The organism is Sphingobacteriaceae bacterium, from assembly GCA_002319075.1.
Taxonomy (GTDB): domain Bacteria; phylum Bacteroidota; class Bacteroidia; order B-17B0; family Aurantibacillaceae; genus Aurantibacillus.
This window is the reverse complement of sequence record NVQB01000001.1, coordinates 2540263-2559402: the sequence shown is the minus strand read 5'-3', so window position 1 is coordinate 2559402 and position 19140 is coordinate 2540263. Positions and strand designations below refer to the sequence as shown.

The following is a 19140-nucleotide window of genomic DNA, read 5'->3' as shown; positions in this document are numbered from 1 at the left end:
GACAGATGAGCATTTTCGGGGACCTTAAAGATACTTTTCAGAGACAACAAGTTTTAACGCAGATTATCATCGTTAACGTTGCTATTTTTCTAACCGTTAACATTGTTGGTAACGTATCGCATTTGCAGTTGGTAGATTACCTTGGAATGCCTGTAAATTCAAATTCCTTTTTACGAAAATTCTGGACTTTGTTTACTTATATGTTCACCCACGAAGGTTTAGGTCATGTGTTCTGGAATATGGTAAATTTTTATTTTATGGCGCAGATCTTTTTCACCATCATGGGCCAAAGAACGTTGCTTTATCTCTATGTTATGAGTGGTATAACAGGAGGCGCTTTACTGATAATTCTGGGAATGCTTTTTCCGGCAGCTTTTAATCAGGGAAATGCAACACTTATCGGAGCCTCAGCATCTGTGCTTGGTGTTGGAGCCGTAATGGCGATTTATTCACCCAACTACACTGTTTTTTTATTCGGGGTTTTTCAATTGCCTTACAAATATTTTTATTTGATCATATTTGTGGTTACAACGCTTATCGACCTCTCTGAGAATACCGGCGGAAAAATTTCGCACATGGGCGGAGCTTTGTTTGGAGTAATTTACGGCTATGCTCTAAAAAACGGAAACGATCTTTTTAAATTTTCTTTTGGCTTTAAAAAGAAAAGTAAATTAAAGGTAGTGAGCAACAACAAAACCTACACTACAACTTCGGTTAAACCAAAATCTACCGAAGAGCACACAATGGATGAACTGCTTGACAAGATCTCAAAAAGTGGTTATGACAGTCTTACTAAAAGTGAAAAAGATGAGCTGTTCAGGCTTTCTCAAAAAAAATAGCATCGATCTGTCAAAACTCTGTAGAACTTCAGTTCCGTATCTATCTATTATATGGGAGCTATAGCCCGGAATTACTATAGATTTTTGCCAAACACAAAATATACCTCTGCGGCACCTTCAATTAACTTCCAATTAAATCTTAAGGAGCCAATTGTTAATAAATCAAATTCTGCTTTTTGCAGAACATCTTGTTTTCGTCTATATTAGTGGAGCCTGTAATGACCCTTAGAAAAGTACTCATACTTATTTATTTAATCAGCTCTGTTTTCGTGTTTGCACAACCTGCTAAAACGCTGCAAATCGAAGATGCGACCGAACACTTTAAACACGGAAATTATTTCGCCGCTATACCTATTTATACAGCCGAACTCAAAAAAGATCCAGATAATTCTAAAATAAAGTACAAACTGGGTTTGTGTTATCTGAATACGCGCATCGACCGCGATAAAGCCGTAACCTTTCTGGAAGCAGCCTCCAAAGATCCCAAATTGGAAGAAGATGTATGGGCCTATTTAGGAAGAGCTTATCATTTAAATAATCGCATAGAAGATGCTATCGCCGCGTTCGAAAAATTTGCAGAACTTAAACCTAAGCGTGCTCCTGAAGTTGAACGCAATATCGAACAATGCGAGAATGCTGCCAAGCTGATGAAAAAGCCTAACAATGTTAGTTTTCAAAATCTCGGTAGCGAAATCAACAGCAGTGAACCCGATTATTATCCCTTTATAGATAAAGATGAAATGTACCTGGTTTTTACTTCGCGTAGAAAAGATAATCTTGGTGGAAAAAAAGTAGAGATGGATGGCTATCGGAGTAGCGATATTTATCAAAGTAACCTGGATTCTCACGGTAAGTGGACTAGCGCAAGAAATGCGGGTAAAGGAGTAAATACAAATCTCGATGAACAAGTAACAGGTTTGCGTTCTGATGGCATGGAAATGTACGTGTACCTCGACCACATTGATAAATTCGGTGATATCTATATCACTTCCCGAAAAGATGCAGGCATTGATTTCGGAAAGGCAAAAATTGTAGACCCCATTGTAAACGAAAAAATTGAAACCAGCGGCTGTGTGAGTGAAGATGGAAGCGTACTCTTTTTTGCGCGACGTGAAGGGATGAATGATAATAGCGATCTCTATATGGCACGGCGTTTACCGAGCGGTAAATGGGGTATTCCGCAAAAACTTCCTGATTTTATTAATTCGCCTTATAATGAAGATTTGCCTTTTCTTTCAATAGACATGAAAACTTTGTATTTTTCAAGCGATGGGCCTAATTCTATGGGTGGCTACGATCTTTTTAAATGCAGCTGGAATCAAAAAACAACTACTTTTTCGAAGCCTGAAAATTTGGGATACCCGGTTAATTCAACCGATGATGATCGCAGTATTTGCGTAACGCAGGATAATCGTCTCGCCTATTTAAGCGCTTATCGTCCGAACGGGTTTGGCGACCTGGATATTTACCGTATCAAATTTGAAGACACTGAGCCTGTTAGTGTAATTTATACGGGACAGTTTTTTATGGGGGATACTATTCCTGCCAATCAACCTAAAAATTATGCCATTGATATTACCGTTACAAATACTTCTACCAACTACGAATATACTTTTACACCGCATTCAAAAACCGGCCGTTATGTAATGGCCTTGCCAGCCGGCAATTACAAGTTGGTAACACATTCTAAAGGCTTTGTACGTTACAAAGAAGATCTTGTTGTAAGCGACATGGGCAAGGTAAATCTGGAGCGTACCAAAAATATCATGCTCAAGAAAAGTAGCAAGAGTCAGTAACTTCTCGACTACGCTCGAAGTGACAGTCGACTACACACAAGCTGGCCTTAACATCCACCGGATGTCAACCCTGCTCGAAGTGACAGTCAACTACACACAGGCTGGCCTTAACATCCACTAGATGTCAATCCTGCTCGAAGTGACAGTCAACTACACACAAGCTGGCCTTAACATCCACCGGATGTCAACCCTGCTCGAAGTGACAGTCAACTACACACAGGCTGGCCTTAACATCCACTAGATGTCAATCCTGCTCGAAGTGACAGTCAACTACACACAAGCTGGCCTTAACTTCCACTGGATGTCAATCCTGCTCGAAGTGACAGTCGACTCACACAGGCTGGCCTTAACATCCACTGGATGTTAATCCTGCTCGAAGTGACAGTCAACTACACACAAGCTGGCCTTAACATCCACTGGATGTTAATCCTGCTCGAAGTGACAGTCAACCAGGCTTGAATTAACAAGGCATTTAAACCTGAAATGATAAATTTTAAGATTGTTCCGAATCTTTTCTTGTGAAGAATAAGTAAATTCGTTTAAAGCAATTTTTTAAATGGACAGAAAAGATTTTATTAAAAAGGGAAGCATGAGTGCTTTTTTCCTTGGCCTTTCATCAACCTTTACAAACCTATTTGCAGCAAGCACAAGGCTCTCTCATTACCGTGGTATTGAAGGTGTTTTTTCTCCCACCAACACGCACATGGTTGGAGATGGGTTTAAAGTGATGAATTTTTTTCCAAACGGAAAAGGTTTTGAAGAACGCATGAGCCCGTTTTTTCTATTGGATTTTAATGCTGAAGTAAATTTTCCTCCCTCTGAAATTTCGCGTGGTGTGGGCGTTCACCCGCATCGTGGAATTGAGACTATTACCTTTGCTTATAAAGGCTCGGTGGCACATCACGATAGTGCCGGAAATTCGGGAGTGATCAATCCTGGTGATGTTCAGTGGATGACAGCCGGCGGTGGTGTGCTTCACAAAGAATACCACGAAAAGAATTTCGATAAAAAAGGGGGCGCTTTTGAAATGGTGCAGCTCTGGATCAATCTTCCGAAGCAACACAAAATGACAAAACCAAAATACCAAAGCATTTTACATAAAGATAAACCCGCAGTACAACTTCCTAATAATATGGGCTCCGTGCATGTGGTAGCGGGCGACTACAACGGTATTAAAGGAATTGCTTCTGCTTTTTCTCCGGTGCATATTTATGATTTTCATCTGAATACAAATGGTGAAGTTTCTTTCACTCTACCGCCAGATTTTAATTCTGCAATTCTTGTTATTGACGGAGGCGTGACAGTAAATAATGAACATAAGGTAGATGAAAATCATTATGCGCAATTTAAAAACGAAGCCGGCGAAATTCACATCAAAGCAACAAAAAAAAGTGTTTTGTTGGTTTTGAGCGGACAGCCCTTAAATGAGCCATATGTAAGTTATGGTCCTTTTGTAATGAATACCGAAGCAGAAATCAAACAAGCGATTGAAGATTACAATGCCGGGAAGTTTGGGTTTTTAGCTGACTAAACTTGCCACTGATTGCTTGGATTATCTTTTGAGAAAATTTAGATCTTTGAGTTGGAGAGACCTTTATGATAACTACGAGTTGTACACCTTAACGTAGTTACTTCTTCTCACGATTGTAAGCCTTTATCAAGTATCTGTGTTATCCTTATAATCTGCGGCAAACCCTGTCCTCTATCCCAATATCCCATTCCCCGGATCGGTATTCTTAAAACTTCTTTCGGTTAACTTATCGGGCTCTGGATTTTCAAAGCGAAAAGTCTCTGTGCTTACAATGCGTTGCAGTTGTATCTCAATCAATGTAGTTGCATTGGGTTTAATTGCCTTTTCAAACAATTCTCTAGTAGCACTTAGTTTGCAGGGCAAATAGCGCACAAAGCCTTCGTCTGGTCGTGGTGATATTATTAATCCAAGGCTATCAATACCCGGTAAAGCTTTACGAATTTCTTCTCCATCCTTAACAACAGCCGGAGCCCCCACCATTACGTCGTAATTAAAGTAGTAGGTTAAGATGGAAGGGTTATTTTTGTTGCTTTGCCTGTCTGCAAAAAATCCTGAAGGCAACATATCCGGATCATCATTTGGCCCCGTAAGCACAAGGTCGAAATTTGTCAACGCATATCCTTCGCTATCTTTAATACGAAATATCACCATGCAATAACGGTCGTGAATGTAGATGGTTGTTTTTAGAAGTTTCTTTTCTGTTTCAATCAGAAAATCTTTTTGCAACTGATTTGTTTCAGCGGAAAAAAGCTCGCAAACTTTCAGATAATCGGCTGTAGATCTTACTTCCATGCAATCAAAAATAGCTTTCACCGTTTCTGCATTGTGTTGATCTGAAGTTTCTTGCAATACGCTGCGCATGATGCCCATTTTATCTCCGGAATGTGATTTCTGTGAAATAATGCGCATTGCCGTTTGCGGGGCTTCTTTTGTTCTTTCGACTTCCAGGCTTATTGCTGCGATTCTTGTTCCGCTGGAAACCGGAGTTTGTTGTCTTAAAGAAATATAATTGGAATTCAAATTTGCCGAAGCCACCCGTACAACTCCGTCTGATCCTAATTCGCCGGTATAGGAATTTATATGATCGTATAATTTGCGATCAATGTCTTGCCCGGTTAATACAAATGGAAAAATGCCTTGCTCAGAAATTTCTTTGTCGCCATTTACGATCCAGTTTTTATTCAGATCCCAGGCCTGACTGCTTCCCAGTTCTAACCAATCAAGAATTTTTTGTCCTGGCTCCACTCCATCAAACCAGGATTTTACGCGGCTTAATTTTGTCTTGCCTAATTGAGCCAATGCAGATCCATTATTAGCCGGAGCTAACATAATGAGGTGTGACATGGGACAAACAGCAGTTTGATTTTCATAAAATAAATGGTGCCAGTTGCGCACCACCGGGCCGCCCGTTGAATGCGTAATGCAGACAAAGCGCATGTTCTTAGGAATTTGCTCCTGAACTGCCAGGTGCATGGCACGTGAGACATCATCCAGGCGTACCTCATCGTTGAAACTAATGTAGCGCCCTAAAAAGATATTCTCTATTCTCGCCTCTATTCCGCGAGCTAGGGCTTCGTTACGAAGACGAAGCGGCAGTTCACCATAAGTATCAAGATTGGTTACGCTGTAGCCGTGTACAAATACAAGAAGTAAGGAAGCCATAAAGAATTGTTTCTAACGAATTTAGCAAAATTTGCTATTTTATTACTTATAAATTTTGCTGATAGAGGTAACAGGTATCGTCCCACTCCTTTTCTTTTACCAGGTAATAGAGCTTATCATTAAGTACCTGAATATTTTTTGCAAAGATCTTCTCCAGATGAATTTTTTCTTTAACCGATCCAGAATAAATATCAATGCTACTTAAAACAGATTTATCAAACTCCTTTGTTTTGAAATAGAATTTTATTTTTGTTGGATCATACAGAATTTCAAAGTCATGAAAGGTGGAGATTTCTTTGTCTTTAAGTTTAACTTCGTTAAGTAGTTTTCCTTCTTTGTTTAAAAAAACAATCACGCCTTCCTCAAAATTAAAAATTATCACGGTGTCTTTTACAAGGAACACAGGCGCATATATTGGCTTAGCTACCTTGCGGAAGAAATATTCTATTTGCGATTCGTCTGCCTCCGCACACTGACCACGACCGCCTACTAAAGAGATATTTTGTCTTGAGTGCAATTTATCTGAAACCTCATTTTTATACATCTCCATTAAGCGTTCATTAAACGCCAGTGTATAAAAATAATCTCGTTTCTTTTTATAAACTTTCATGTAAGTTAAATGAGTAGCATTTTGCATGTAACTAAAGTTTGGCAATTCAACTTTAACAGGAGGCGGATAAATTTTAAAGATCAGCTGCGTATCTACTTTTAACACACAATTAGCCAGCGTGCTATCAAATTTTGCTCTCGTGTATCTATGTAAGAAATCAAATGAACTGTCGGATGTAAAAACTATTTGTCTCGAAAAATTCTTAGTAACGAGGTGGATATTTTTAAAACAATCTGTAAACAGATACTCTCCTTCTTCATTTGTAAATCTTTTTTTGCAGGTAATCCCTTTGTCTTTTTTATAATAAGAGACTTCGAAAGCTTCGATATTAATTACGCTTGTGATGAGGAGAAAATCTTTATTCGGAAGAACCAGATAATCATCTACATAATATTTTTTGTCTTTCACAATGGTTTCCAGAACACCGGTAGTGATGGTTACTTCAGATAGGGTAACGGACTTTTCTTTCAAAAAAACCGAATCCGTTAATGCAAGATCTTCAACCGAAACAGTTTTAGGATAGTAACCGATTTTATAGAAAGTGAAGGACTTCGTCTTTGGATCGGCAGTTAAAATAAGTCTGCCTTCACTATTACTCATTAAATTAATGCGATTGCCATCAGAGTTTACATATACATAATCGATAGGAAATTTTGTTTTCGCATCAATTATAACCTTTTCATGGGTGTTTTGGGAAAAAGATGCGGTAACTAATAAAATCAGAACTGTGAAAAGAAAATGTAACTTTTTCATGCAAACTCAATTTGGGGTTAAAGTTCTTACAGAATCTGTTTGAGATATAACAGCTGTAGTTAAACAGCTCTGTTAAAGTAATAAAAAAAATCCTCTTTTTCTACTGATTTTAAGAGACTTTCTAAGCAGGCTCTTGCAATTAAAAATGTAAATTAGCAATCTTCACTCATGAAAGTAATTTCAGTCATACTGCGCCCCCTGTGGAAGATTTGGTTTGTGTTGTGGTTTGCACTGCCTTTCCTGGTAATGTTTCCACTTTTTTACATTGCCCTGGTAACTAAAAAATTTGATTTTGTATATAAGCTTAAACGTTTCTGGGCGAGGATTATTTCTATTGGATCGTTTTTATACCCGGTTGTGATTTACAAATCAAAAAAATACGCCTTGCCAAAACCCTGCATTATAGTTTCAAATCATACATCTTATCTGGATATTATTTTTAGTCCTTTCTACATCGATCATACCGCCGTTTATATGGGCAAGTACGAATTGCTTCAAATTCCATTGTTTAAGTATTTTTTTGTTTACCTGGATATTCCGGTAAACCGCAAAAGCATTAAAGATGCGCACAAAGCTTTTTCTGATGCCGGTAAAAAACTGGATGAAGGTTTGAGCCAGGTTATTTATCCAGAAGGAACTATTAGTGAAAATGGAAAACTAAGGCCTTTTAAAAATGGCGCTTTTAAATTGGCGGTGGAAAAACAAGTACCGATTGTTCCCGTTGCGAATGTGAATAACTGGAAGTTTTTGCAAAATGGCGGCTTTTTTAAAAGTAATGGACGACCGGGTGTGCCCAGGATTGTGGTAGGTGACCCCATTTATACCACAGGCTTGACGGAAGAAAATATCCCGGAACTTAAAGAGAAAGTTACTACCTTTATAAACGCAGAATTAGAACGGTATAAAACAAAATAGATCAACTATTAGCTGATCCTAAAAAACAAAATGGCAAATAAGATTGACATAAAAACAGTAGACGAGATTGCGCATCTGGCGCGTTTAGAATTTGATGAGACTTCGAAACCGGAGATCATGAACGATATTAACCGTATGCTGAGTTTTGTAGACAAACTAAATGAACTGGATACAACTCATGTAGAACCTTTGATCTACATGACTAATGAGAAAAATATCCTTCGTGCGGATATTCCTGAAACAACCCTCACTCAAAAAGAGGCTTTAAAAAACGCTCCAAAAAAAGACAGCGATTATTTTAAAGCACCGAAAGTGATAGAGCAAAATCGCTAACCTGTTTCAATACTAATTCCACCAATTACACTAAAGACAACACATAGTACAAGCGATGCTATGCTTTGGTAGCGCATATGTAATTGCTGAGAGAATTAGAAACTTTATTTTTGTGAATTCCCGATAGCGATAGGGAGTGCTTAACCTTCCACTTCGGTTTTAGAAACTTTTCCGAATTTACTTTTCCAGAGCTGAACGATCTGTTTTCTGAAGATAAACATGATCATCAGGTAAGGAACAGCCATGAGGTACAGAATACCCGTATTAAGACTACGAGCCATTGAATTTGGATTGGAACGCATGGAGGTTTCGGCAGCTTGTTTACACATGGCGCATTGCGCAGAAACCTCAGTATGAAATACAAACAGGCTTAGTACAAGCACAAAAAAAGTAAGATATATTTTCTTGTTTTTCACTGCTCAAATTTACGGATAATTCTGCATGCGCCGTAAAAAATAAAACCCCGAAAATTCGGGGTTTCTCATTCTATTCTCCTTTGAAATCTGCTTTTCGTTTTTCCATAAAGGCACTTACACCTTCTTTAAAATCCTTTGTGCCGAAAGCTTTGCCAAATTCTTCAATTTCTACTTCGTAACCGTTGAGGTTATTATTGTAACCGGCATTTATTACTTTGATGGCTGTTTTAATGGCCGTTGGACTTTTAGTCGCGATTTTAGAAGTAATTTCGAAACACTTAGTTAATAAGTCTTCCTGGGTAGTTACATAGTTGGCAAGTCCCCATTTATAAGCATCCTGAGCATTGATCATATCTGCTGTGACAATCATCTCAAAAGCTTTTCCTTTTCCTAATAGTTGGGCTAAACGTTGTGTTCCGCCATATCCCGGAATTAACCCAAGACTCACTTCCGGTAAACCCATTTTAGCGTTATCGCTTACAACTCTTAAATGACAAGCCATTGCAAGCTCCAAACCACCACCCAGCGCGAAGCCATTTACAGCAGCAATGATGGGTTTGCTATAGTTTTCTATAAAATTAAATACTTTAAAATGCCCTAAAGAGCTTAATTGTTTTCCTTCTGTAACCGAAAAGTTTGCAAACTCCGCAATATCAGCGCCTGCCACAAAAGCTTTTTGTCCTGAACCAGTAATAATGATCGCGCGGATATCCTCCTGGTTCTCTGCTTCAACCAGGGCTTCGTGAAGCTCTTCTATGGTTTGTTTATTTAACGCATTTAATTTATCAGGTCGGTTGATTGTAATAACCAACACGCTGTTTTTCATTTCACATACTATGAACTCGCTTGTTGCCACCATGTCTATTTTTTAAAACTGGACAAATATAGACTTATTGAGCGTAAAAAAAAGCATATTTATTCACAGGTGGTGAATAAGTTTTTACCGCTGAAAACGTGTATTTACGGGATAAATTGGGAAAATTGGCCTATAAAACCTAAAGTTAAAAATGACTTAAATTTATACGCTTTGCTAAAAAACAGGCCATACTGAAACAAGATTGCAATAAGTAACCACCTGTAGGCGCGTCGTAATCAAGCATCTCGCCCACAACAAAATGCCGTGGAATTTTTTTTAATTCAAAATCTGCACTAATTTCTGAAAGATCTACCCCACCTACAGTAGAAATAGCGTCTTCGATAGGGCCCATTGCCGTTACAGAGAGTGTAAATTGTTTTATACGAGTGGCAAGAGAACTCACATCCAGGTAGTCTTCTTTAGATAAAAAATTCTTAATAAGAACCACTTGTATGTCACTGAGATGAAGGTTTGTTTTTAAATATTCGGTCAGATTTATCTTTTCGGGTTTTTGCTTTAATTTTTCTATGATCTTTTCTAAAGAAAAAGAAGGTTTTAAATCTATGCATATTTCTGCTTTGCCCTTCTGCTCCAGTAGCAATCGAATGTCGGGACTAAAAGGATAAATGCCACTTCCTTCGATACCAAACCGTGTTAAAACCACCTCTCCCATTTGTGTTTTAGTTTGACATGTAATGGAAATATTTTTTAAAACTTTGCCTTCCAGTTTAGCAATTAATTGCTGCGGCCATTCGATTTTAAAAGATGAATTGCTTGCCTGGAAAGGATTTATTTTGATTGCGTGGCTTTTTAAAAGTTCATCCCAGTTGCCCGTGCTTCCTGTTACAGGCCAGCTGGCACCGCCCATGCAAAAAATTACCAGATCGCTTTTAATCGTTTTTTTTATTCCATTTGTTTCAAAAACAAGTTCTTTATCTTTCGTGAAATCAAGCAAAGTATGTTTTGTTAAGACAAAAACTTTGTTTTTTTTAAGACGCTCCAGTAGTTTATTCAAGACTTCAATAGGCTTCGTTCCAGTTAGAGGAAACACGCGACCACTGCTCCCAACATAGGTTTCAATACCGAGATTTTTAAACCACGTTCTAAGTTCTTCATTAGAGAAGTGTGAGAATGCTTCTTCAAAAAAACCATACGGAGTGTAGCGTTTGATGAAATTTGCTGTGTTTTCAGAATGTGTCAGATTTAATCCACCTTCGCCTGCCACCAAAAATTTTCTTCCGAGCGCGGCATTTTTTTCGTAAAGTGTTACTTCAAATTTTTCGGGATCCAATTCGCAGCCAAGCATGAGAGCGCATGCGCCGCCGCCCACTATAGAGATTTTTGTTTTCACTATTCGTTGCGTACTTTTTCAATAAACGCATCGATCTGCTTATACATTTGGCTGAAGAATTGATAACGTTGCTTTTCTCCTACACCACTTATCAACGTACTTTTCTTTTCCAGATTTCGCATCCAATGTTCTGTTTCTTCGCAGAATTCAGGATTATTGGTGGTAAGTGAATTAATGCTGTTAAAAGAAATGTAAGAGTAGCGTGCTTCGCCCATGATGGCGTAAATACAATTGGTTCCTAATACCACTTCACTGTTATAAAGCATGTAAGTTTCGGTTTTATCGCTGATGTTTTTGCGCCCGTTCTCTGCATTTTTATGCACCATTTCAATCATGCTACGGTATTCCTGAAAAAGTTCAAGCGCTATTTCTTTAGTAAGAATGCCACTATCAAGGTAAAAACGAATTTGTCTTAAGCCTGTGTAAACTGTTTCATCTGTCCAAACTTCAGTGCTTGGTATAGTTAAGTATTCCTGATAGGAGTTATGCGCAATAGTTACGAGCTCTTCGGGTACAATGCCGTAAGCAAATTTTGTTTGTTGGTACTCTGGTATATTTAAAACACTGCGCTGCCAATAGAATAATTTAAAATCGCTAAGCTTCCTGGAAAAGAAAGAATAAAACATGGGAATTTCTTCCGCTACGTAATAAATTTTTTTATTCTCGAACTTATTGATGGTATTTAAATGCGTGTATAAGCGCGTCAGGTAGTCTTTAAAGTTTTTAGCACTGTCGGTAAGTTTAGTATAGGCAAACGTAACAGTATCGCCACGATTGCTAAATACTTCATCCATACTAATGGCGTATTTTTTTGTAATCTTATAAATTTCGTCTATAGTTAACTCTGTCTCTCCGCGAATACGGCGGTAAGCACTGTCTATGCTCACCTCTAAAACATCCGCCATTTCCTCAGCAAAACCCATTCCCGGAGGTAAGACCTGTTTGAAACGGGAAATAAAATGGCTCTGGATTTCCGTATCTGATTTTCCGGTTTTCGAAACCTTTTTAGCTGCCATAATTTTTTAATGCTTCATAAAGATATCAATTTTGGGAAAGAGCGCAAATTTGAATCTGTTTTGCAGACTGTCATCATAAAAAACGCGGAAGGTAGATCTTCCGCGTTTTTTTAAATGATAAACACAAATTAATTAAGCACTACAATTTTTAGAGTTCCAGATTTTCCGGAAACGAAATAAATTCCGCTTTTTAAACCTTCTATCTTTGCTGAATTATTTGTGATGCTATTAAGTTCAATTCTTTTGATCTCCTGTCCCAACTCGTTGCTTACTACCAAGGTCTCTTCAGTAGTAGATTGAATATAAAAGGCTCCCGCATTTGGATTTGGGAAAAGTGAGAAAGTAGCTTTATTACGGCTATTCTCTTTAATGCCTGTAACAAAATCACTTTTGTAAACTTTCCAGTACTGCGAAGATGTTGGAGAAAAAGAAGTAACATCACCTGCCTGCAATTGGGCTGTAATTACCAGATCTGGAATCTTGTCAGAGTTCATGTCGGTAATCATCCAGGTTTGTGAACCGGTATTGTCAGATGTTTGCGCTACTCTATTTGTAAAGTCAAACCCGAAAGTTGTGCCTCCATTTAACTTTCCGCCGATAGGCAAACTAAAATTTATAGCGTTAGTTGAATACCCCGGATTATCATTTTTGTAAACTTTCCAGTATTGATTATTTCCCGGCGAAAAACAAGTGACGTTACCCCCTTGCAATTGCGCGGTAACAACCAGTTCTGGCGAGGCGTACTCATCAAGATTTAAAACATTCCAGCTTTGAGAACCTGTATTATCTGAATTGGCTGCAATGCCAGAAATGCTATTATATCCATAAGTTACGCCACCAGTAATTTTACCTCCATTTGGCAAAGACCAGTTAGTAGCAGAATTAGAAAAGCCGGTAGAAGTGTTTGAAGAAACTTTCCAGTACTGGTTAGATCCGGGAGAAAAGCAGGTGACGTTTCCTCCCTGTAATTGTGCGGTAACAACCAGATCCGGCTTGCCATCTCCTTCCATATCTATTACTGACCAACTTTGAGATCCTGTGTTATCGGATGACACAGCGGTGCCGGATAATTGATCGTAACCAAAAGTAGTACCACCGTTTAATCTACCGCCATTCGGCAGCGACCAGTTTACAGCTGTATTATCAAAAGCACTTCCGTTATTTAAATAAACTTTCCAGTATTGACCAGATCCCGGTGAGAAGCAGGTGACTTTGCCGCCTTGTAATTGCGCTGTAACTACCAGATCAGGTTTTTTATCGCCATCCATATCTAGTACCGACCAGGATTGAGAACCTGTGTTCTCTGAAGTAAAAGCTACACTGCTGATAGCATTAAAGCCATAAGTGGTACCGCCGGACAGCCTTCCGCCATTTGGCAAATTCCAGTTTACAGCATTGGTCGAAAAACCGTTTCCTGTATTTAAGTACACTTTCCAGTACGCCCCTGAACCTGGTGAAAAACAAGTTACAAAACCGCCCTGCAACTGCGCCGTTACAACAAGATCAGATTTGCCATCGCCATCCATATCCATTAAACTCCAGCTTTGCGAACCCGCATTATCACTGGAAAAAGCAAATCCTCCCGCTGCATCAAAACCATAGATTATAGCATTTCTTATCGTTCCTCCGTTCGGCAATGCCCAATTGATAGGCATGGTAGAATACCCTGTACTTGTGCTCAAGTATACTTTCCAGTATTGATTTAGTCCGGGAGAAAAACATGTAACATCATTTCCTTGCTTTTGCGCGCTCACAATAAGATCAGGAGATTTGTCGCCATTCATATCGGAAAGAAACCAGGATTGTGAACCCGCGTTTTCAGAAGGAAAAGCTACATTATTTGTAGTGTTATAGCCATAAAATTTTCCAGCTGAAATGCGCCCCCCATCGGGCAAAGGCCAATTGATATTTGTAGATGGAAAGCCCTGACCAAAGGCTGACAGCGTTAACAAGGATAAAAAAGAGAATAGTTGTTTTTTCATAGTTTGCTATTATTTTTTGTTGTGGCAATCAGAACGTTACTTCCTATTTGAATTTGTTTAAAAACAATAAGCAGAGTATGAATTTTAAAACTCATGCTCTGCTTACGTATTAAGAAAGAATTTACTCTTTCACAAAAGATTTAACGATATCGCCCTGGGTACTTTTTAATTTAATAAAATACATCCCCTTTGAAAGATCAGATATGTCAACGCTTGTTGTTCCGGAAATACTTACTGCATTTACAACTTTAACCAAAGCGCCAACAGAACTTAAAATTTCGATTCGTGAATTAAGAGCATCTTGCGATTGATTGCTTATTTGCAATGTGTTTGCTGCAGGATTAGGGAAAATACGGATCATGCGACTGATGGTTGTATTCTCTTTAATGCCAACTCCACTTCCTGTTACAACAACACTTGTTGAATACTTCACAGTTCCGCAAGCAGCTGTTCCTTCTAACTCAACAACATAAGTGCCGGGAGAAGAAAAGGTATGAGTTGGATCTGTTTGTGTAGAAGTAGAGAGATCTCCAAAATTCCATGTAAAAGTACTCATGTCAGTAGAAGTATTTGTAAAATTTACAGTTAAACCGCTAGTATTATAAGTAAATGATGGCAGTGGATTATCCACTACTACAAGAATTGTTTCTGTTTGCACGCAATTATTTGTCCAACCCAAATAAGTTTGGGTGTAGCCTGCTGTAAAGGTTCCAAGGGCTGTGTAAGAATGGGTTACCGGCGAAGGAGATGTCGGGAAAGAGTTTAATACGGGCGTTCCATCACCAAAATCTACAGAACGTGTAATGCCTGCGGTAATTATGGTGTTGGTAGCATACGCCGGGGAGGCTGCCGTTGTATTTGTAAAATTATAAACTACAGGAATACCACAACCGGTAGATGTTTTGGCGGATAACCAGGTTGGATTTACGCTTGTTGTAACAATAGGTTGAGAAAGAAAATTTAAATTAACGTTAAAGTAATAACTCATAGAATACATGTTTCCTAAAGAATTATAAACGTAAGAATAGTAAGGAGACACATTTGGAAGCGTAGGTCCTGCATAGGTCTTAACGGAATCCTGACCGAGTACATAAAGCCCAATGGCGAAACCATTGCTCACAGTAACGGGACTGGTAAATGTAACCGGTACAAATGCGCCGGTAGTATTGGTAACTGTTACTTGTGCAACGTTTAATTGACTTGACTCGTCAGGTTGGCCAAAACCGTCTAAATCAAAAATAGCCACATACAATTTAGGACTGTAAGTGGTGCTATATTTTGCAACAGCCATTTGAACACCTACAACTGCTCCTGTATATGCCGGGTACACTTGAAATGATCCAATTTCCCATGTGGACGAAGTATTTGTGTTACTTCCAATAGTTATATAATTACTACCAGTGTTACCCACGTACTCTATTAGATCAGTACAGGTATTAAGCGCCATTGATTTTCCTGCAACGTATGCAGAATTTTGCGGCTTTGCTAAAGATTCTGACGAAGCCACAAGAGCTTTGTGAGTTGTGTTAGTGGTAGATTTGCTTTTTGGAATTTCTGCCAGTTTTGTTTGTTGATTCTGAGCCTGAAAGTTGAGAGTCGTTAAAAAAAGACTTGCAACAAAAAGAGCGCCTTTCGTAAATTTTTTCATTTTGAGGTGGGTTTTTATGATAATTTTTAGTTAGTAAAATTAAAACAAATTGATCAGGCAACAATGCCTTTAAAAGTTAAAAAAAGGGGTAAAAAGCCTTTAAAATGGCGCTTTTTATCAGAATTTGCGATTAATCTCTCTGCAAGTGCGTAATAAAATACTATTTTTAAGGGTTCATACTTATTCATGCAGTACATAAAAAATTACATTAACGGTCAACTTATAGAACCCGTTTCTAAATCCTATTTAGATAATTATAATCCTTCTACCGGCAAAGTCTATTCTTACATTCCTGATAGTGATGAAAAAGATGTAGACTTAGCTTATGCCGCTGCTAATGCGGCTTTTAAAGAATGGAGCATTACACCAAAAGATAAGCGTTCGCAATATTTATTAAAGATTGCTGCACTTATCGAAAAAAATCTTGATAAACTCGCGCTTGCTGAAAGTAGTGATAATGGCAAACCGCTGAAACTCGCAAAATCTGTAGATATTCCAAGAGCAGCTGCTAATTTTCATTTTTATGGAACAGGCATTTTGCATTACGCTTCACATGCGCATAGCATGGAAGACTCTGCAATAAATTATACTTTACGTCAACCTGTTGGTGTTGCCGGTTGCATATCTCCCTGGAATTTGCCTTTGTATTTATTTAGCTGGAAGATAGCACCCGCGCTTGCAGCAGGGTGTACCGTAGTTGCAAAGCCTTCGGAAATTACCCCAATGACCGCCTATTTGCTTTCAGAAATTTGTATTGAAGCCGGCTTACCTGCCGGTGTATTAAATATAGTGCATGGCTTAGGTGGCAAGGTTGGAAATGCCATTGTAAGTCATAAAGATATTCCGCTTATTTCTTTTACCGGTGGCACGGTTACCGGAAAACAGATCGCATCTATTGCGGCTCCGATGTTTAAAAAATTATCCTTAGAGCTTGGCGGAAAAAATCCAAACATCATTTTCGCCGATTGCGATTATGATAAAATGTTAAGCATGACTTTGAATTCGTCTTTCGCTAACCAGGGACAAATTTGCCTTTGCGGTTCACGCATTTTTGTGGAAAGAAGTATTTACGAAAAATTTAAAACCGATTTTGTTGCTAAAACCAAGGCTATGATCATCGGTGATCCTTTAGATGAGAAGACGCGGATTGGCGCCGTAGTTTCTAAGCCACACCAGGAAAAAGTTTTAAGCTATGTAGAACTCGCCAAACAAGAAGGAGGCACGGTGCTTTGCGGCGGAAAGAAATTCACAGCGCCAGGAAACCTGTCAGAGGGATATTACATTGAACCCACCATTATTGAAGGTTTGAGCTACGATTGCAGAACGAATCAGGAAGAAATTTTTGGGCCTGTAGTAACTATAACACCCTTTGACACAGAAGACGAAGCTTTGATGATGGCCAACTCTACCATTTACGGACTTGCAAGTATTGTGTGGACGGAAAATTTAACCCGCGCGCATCGCCTGGCAAATTCGCTTCATGCCGGCATTGTGTGGATAAATTGCTGGTTGCTGCGTGATCTGCGCACACCTTTTGGCGGCGTAAAAGCCAGTGGTGTTGGTCGTGAAGGAGGTTTTGAAGCGCTTGACTTTTTTACTGAACCTAAGAATGTCTGCATTAAATTATAATCTAAAAACCACAGAAAATTTTTGCACATTAAAAACGTTTGATCAATTACTACGAAATATTGGGCTTAGGTAATAGTGCAGGAATTTCTGAAATAAAAGCCGCGTTTCGTAATCTCGCCAAACTTTACCATCCAGATAAAAATCCTGATGGCATTGAGCATTTTACAAAAATTCTGAAGGCTTACGAAACGCTTTCTAACCCCACCTTAAAGGCTTCGTACGATTATAAACTTAATTATCACCAGGCTCAAACGCAGTACCAGCGTGAAACGAAGACTGCACCTCAAACTACAAAAACCTGGAAGTTTGACGAGCGCGAATTAAAACGCAGGCAGTATTATAACGAGCATATCAAAAAATACGCAAAACAAACTTCCCAATACATGGCGGAAGCGGAGACAAAAAAAAACTACAACGAGTTTAAGTATATTTTATTTGCTACACCCCTGGCAGTTCTGTTGTTTTTATTGATCATGCATTTCGCGTCAAAAGACCGGAGTGAATTCGTTCAAACTAGTTCCATGAGTCCGGTGCGTTCAGAGAAAGCCGCTCCTATTGAAAAGGTTTCTGATGTAAAACTTGGAGATGCTCCGTATAACATGATTTTTGGGCAGCCTCTTTATGTTACTGAAGATTATACTTCCCTCTCCATAAAAAATTTAAGCGGTAAAGAACTCGTCGTATGCCTCTTTGCAAAAAAGGAATTTGTGCGGTGTTTTTACATGACAGATAATATCTCGGCTGAAGTGGCGCAACTTCCAAAAGAACCTATTTCTATTTTTTATGTAAGCGGAAAAGTTTTTGATTCCTCACTCTCATTAACAGCCATAAATGGTTCGGGAAGATTTACGAAAGAAGAAGAGTTTTTCAAAAGCAACAAGGCAAGTATATTCAACTCATTGAGCGAACTTACCCTGGTGGCTGGAAATAACGAAGGGTTTAAAAAAATAAGCGAAAAGGAATTTTTTAATTACGCAAATAAACAGAATGATACAAAAAATTGAACACATCGGAATTGCTGTAAAAAATATTAATGAGAGCAATGCCTTATTTAAGAAACTTTTTGGCAAAGAGCATTATAAAATCGAAGCCGTGGAAAGTGAAGGTGTGAGCACGTCTTTTTTTATGCTGGGAGAAACAAAAATTGAATTGGTTGCCGCGACCAGTGAAACGAGCGCCATTTCAAAATTTATTGAAAAAAAGGGCGAGGGCATTCATCATATTGCTTATGCCGTAGATAATATTGAAGAAGAAATGGAACGCTTAAAGTCTGAAGGGTTCGAATTTATAAATAAAGAGCCAAAAGACGGGGCGGACAATAAACGTATTTGTTTTTTGCATCCGAAATCTACCAACGGTGTTCTTGTGGAACTGTGTGAAGAGAAACACTAGTATGACGCATTTCTAAAAAAGTTAAGACAAGTAAATTTGTTTTGATTCCTATAATTGCGGAACTTTACATCCGAAAAAATTATGACCGACATAAAAATCAATATACAAAATCCTGATAACTCCATTACCACCCTGGAAGCTCCCACAGATATGGGATTAAGCCTTATGGAATTTTTAAAAGGAAACGATTATGACATCCTTGCTACCTGCGGGGGAATGGCATTGTGCGCCACCTGTCACGTAGAAGTAGTTTCAGGATTTGATAATCTGTCTGAAATTTCCGACGACGAATACGCGATGCTTGATACCCTTCCCAATATTACTCCTACTTCACGCCTTGCCTGTCAGTTGCGTTTAAACGATAGTTTGAATGAAGTGACAGTAAAAATAATGGGCGACGGGATTTAACTC

Annotated in this window: 16 protein-coding genes and 1 pseudogene; 9 read left to right on the top strand and 8 right to left on the bottom strand. The window is 38.6% G+C overall.

Going from position 1 to position 19140, the window contains the following annotated elements; translation table 11 throughout:
• The first annotated feature begins 5 nt into the window (after positions 1 to 5).
• The 3 genes from CNR22_11165 (at position 6) to CNR22_11155 (ending at position 4166) form a co-directional block, all read left to right on the top strand.
• Complete coding sequence (locus tag CNR22_11165) at positions 6 to 839, top strand: hypothetical protein (protein PBQ32304.1); 834 nt, start codon at positions 6 to 8, stop codon at positions 837 to 839.
• A gap of 206 nt (positions 840 to 1045) precedes the next feature.
• Complete coding sequence (locus CNR22_11160) at positions 1046 to 2635, top strand: hypothetical protein (protein PBQ32303.1); 1590 nt, start codon at positions 1046 to 1048, stop codon at positions 2633 to 2635.
• Positions 2636 to 3224: 589 nt separating this feature from the next.
• Positions 3225 to 4166, top strand: a complete 942-nt coding sequence (locus tag CNR22_11155) for a short-chain dehydrogenase (protein PBQ34882.1) — start codon at positions 3225 to 3227, stop codon at positions 4164 to 4166.
• 171 nt (positions 4167 to 4337) lie between these two features.
• On the opposite strand, the gene CNR22_11150 is transcribed toward CNR22_11155, so the two are convergent.
• Both CNR22_11150 and CNR22_11145 read right to left on the bottom strand, forming a co-directional pair.
• Positions 4338 to 5828 (bottom strand): phospholipase, encoded by a 1491-nt coding sequence (locus tag CNR22_11150; GenBank protein PBQ32302.1) that lies wholly within the window; start codon positions 5826 to 5828, stop codon positions 4338 to 4340.
• A gap of 46 nt (positions 5829 to 5874) precedes the next feature.
• On the bottom strand, positions 5875 to 7191 hold the full coding sequence (locus CNR22_11145; protein PBQ32301.1) for a hypothetical protein: 1317 nt from the start codon (positions 7189 to 7191) through the stop codon (positions 5875 to 5877).
• Positions 7192 to 7359: 168 nt separating this feature from the next.
• Between CNR22_11145 and CNR22_11140 the strand changes: the two genes are divergently transcribed.
• Positions 7360 to 8106 (top strand): hypothetical protein, encoded by a 747-nt coding sequence (locus CNR22_11140; GenBank protein PBQ32300.1) that lies wholly within the window; start codon positions 7360 to 7362, stop codon positions 8104 to 8106.
• Between the two features lie 30 nt (positions 8107 to 8136).
• Entirely contained in the window at positions 8137 to 8439 is a 303-nt protein-coding gene (locus tag CNR22_11135) for an Asp-tRNA(Asn)/Glu-tRNA(Gln) amidotransferase GatCAB subunit C (GenBank protein PBQ32299.1), read from the top strand.
• Between the two features lie 203 nt (positions 8440 to 8642).
• On the opposite strand, the pseudogene CNR22_11130 reads toward CNR22_11135, so the two are convergent.
• The 6 genes and pseudogenes from CNR22_11130 to CNR22_11105 all read right to left on the bottom strand — a co-directional run bounded on the left by CNR22_11130 (position 8643) and on the right by CNR22_11105 (position 15708).
• Positions 8643 to 8840, bottom strand: a pseudogene (locus CNR22_11130) (hypothetical protein).
• 85 nt (positions 8841 to 8925) lie between these two features.
• Entirely contained in the window at positions 8926 to 9681 is a 756-nt protein-coding gene (locus CNR22_11125; protein PBQ34881.1) for an enoyl-CoA hydratase, read from the bottom strand.
• Positions 9682 to 9856: 175 nt separating this feature from the next.
• Positions 9857 to 11062, bottom strand: a complete 1206-nt coding sequence (locus CNR22_11120) for an aminoacetone oxidase family FAD-binding enzyme (protein ID PBQ32298.1) — start codon at positions 11060 to 11062, stop codon at positions 9857 to 9859.
• A complete protein-coding gene (locus CNR22_11115) occupies positions 11062 to 12078 on the bottom strand; it encodes a hypothetical protein (GenBank protein PBQ32297.1) in 1017 nt (338 codons plus the stop codon). The genes CNR22_11120 and CNR22_11115 overlap by 1 nt, the downstream gene beginning before the upstream one ends.
• A 128-nt stretch (positions 12079 to 12206) precedes the next feature.
• Positions 12207 to 14060, bottom strand: coding sequence for a hypothetical protein (locus tag CNR22_11110; GenBank protein PBQ32296.1), 1854 nt, complete (start codon positions 14058 to 14060; stop codon positions 12207 to 12209).
• Between the two features lie 121 nt (positions 14061 to 14181).
• Positions 14182 to 15708 (bottom strand): hypothetical protein, encoded by a 1527-nt coding sequence (locus CNR22_11105; GenBank protein PBQ32295.1) that lies wholly within the window; start codon positions 15706 to 15708, stop codon positions 14182 to 14184.
• A 186-nt stretch (positions 15709 to 15894) separates the two neighbouring features.
• Here CNR22_11105 and CNR22_11100 point away from each other — a divergent pair, with 186 nt between their 5' ends.
• From CNR22_11100 to CNR22_11085, 4 genes are all read left to right on the top strand, one after another.
• Positions 15895 to 17337 (top strand): 2-hydroxymuconic semialdehyde dehydrogenase, encoded by a 1443-nt coding sequence (locus CNR22_11100; GenBank protein ID PBQ32294.1) that lies wholly within the window; start codon positions 15895 to 15897, stop codon positions 17335 to 17337.
• Positions 17338 to 17375: 38 nt separating this feature from the next.
• Complete coding sequence (locus CNR22_11095) at positions 17376 to 18341, top strand: hypothetical protein (GenBank protein PBQ32293.1); 966 nt, start codon at positions 17376 to 17378, stop codon at positions 18339 to 18341.
• Positions 18325 to 18729 (top strand): methylmalonyl-CoA epimerase, encoded by a 405-nt coding sequence (gene mce / locus CNR22_11090; GenBank protein PBQ32292.1) that lies wholly within the window; start codon positions 18325 to 18327, stop codon positions 18727 to 18729. Before CNR22_11095 ends, mce begins: the two co-directional genes overlap by 17 nt.
• Before the next feature lie 78 nt (positions 18730 to 18807).
• On the top strand, positions 18808 to 19137 hold the full coding sequence (locus tag CNR22_11085) for a ferredoxin (protein PBQ34880.1): 330 nt from the start codon (positions 18808 to 18810) through the stop codon (positions 19135 to 19137).
• Positions 19138 to 19140: the final 3 nt, after the last annotated feature.

What these genes read in the sequence shown, in the direction of transcription:
- CNR22_11125 (PBQ34881.1), bottom strand. Translation starts at nt 9,681, where the DNA reads ATGAAAAACAGCGTGTTGGTTATTACAATCAACCGACCTGATAAATTA.
- CNR22_11105 (PBQ32295.1), bottom strand. Translation starts at nt 15,708, where the DNA reads ATGAAAAAATTTACGAAAGGCGCTCTTTTTGTTGCAAGTCTTTTTTTA.
- CNR22_11155 (PBQ34882.1), top strand. Translation starts at nt 3,225, where the DNA reads ATGAGTGCTTTTTTCCTTGGCCTTTCATCAACCTTTACAAACCTATTT.
- CNR22_11135 (PBQ32299.1), top strand. Translation starts at nt 8,137, where the DNA reads ATGGCAAATAAGATTGACATAAAAACAGTAGACGAGATTGCGCATCTG.
- CNR22_11110 (PBQ32296.1), bottom strand. Translation starts at nt 14,060, where the DNA reads ATGAAAAAACAACTATTCTCTTTTTTATCCTTGTTAACGCTGTCAGCC.
- mce (PBQ32292.1), top strand. Translation starts at nt 18,325, where the DNA reads ATGATACAAAAAATTGAACACATCGGAATTGCTGTAAAAAATATTAAT.
- CNR22_11165 (PBQ32304.1), top strand. Translation starts at nt 6, where the DNA reads ATGAGCATTTTCGGGGACCTTAAAGATACTTTTCAGAGACAACAAGTT.
- CNR22_11100 (PBQ32294.1), top strand. Translation starts at nt 15,895, where the DNA reads ATGCAGTACATAAAAAATTACATTAACGGTCAACTTATAGAACCCGTT.
- CNR22_11150 (PBQ32302.1), bottom strand. Translation starts at nt 5,828, where the DNA reads ATGGCTTCCTTACTTCTTGTATTTGTACACGGCTACAGCGTAACCAAT.
- CNR22_11145 (PBQ32301.1), bottom strand. Translation starts at nt 7,191, where the DNA reads ATGAAAAAGTTACATTTTCTTTTCACAGTTCTGATTTTATTAGTTACC.
- CNR22_11140 (PBQ32300.1), top strand. Translation starts at nt 7,360, where the DNA reads ATGAAAGTAATTTCAGTCATACTGCGCCCCCTGTGGAAGATTTGGTTT.
- CNR22_11115 (PBQ32297.1), bottom strand. Translation starts at nt 12,078, where the DNA reads ATGGCAGCTAAAAAGGTTTCGAAAACCGGAAAATCAGATACGGAAATC.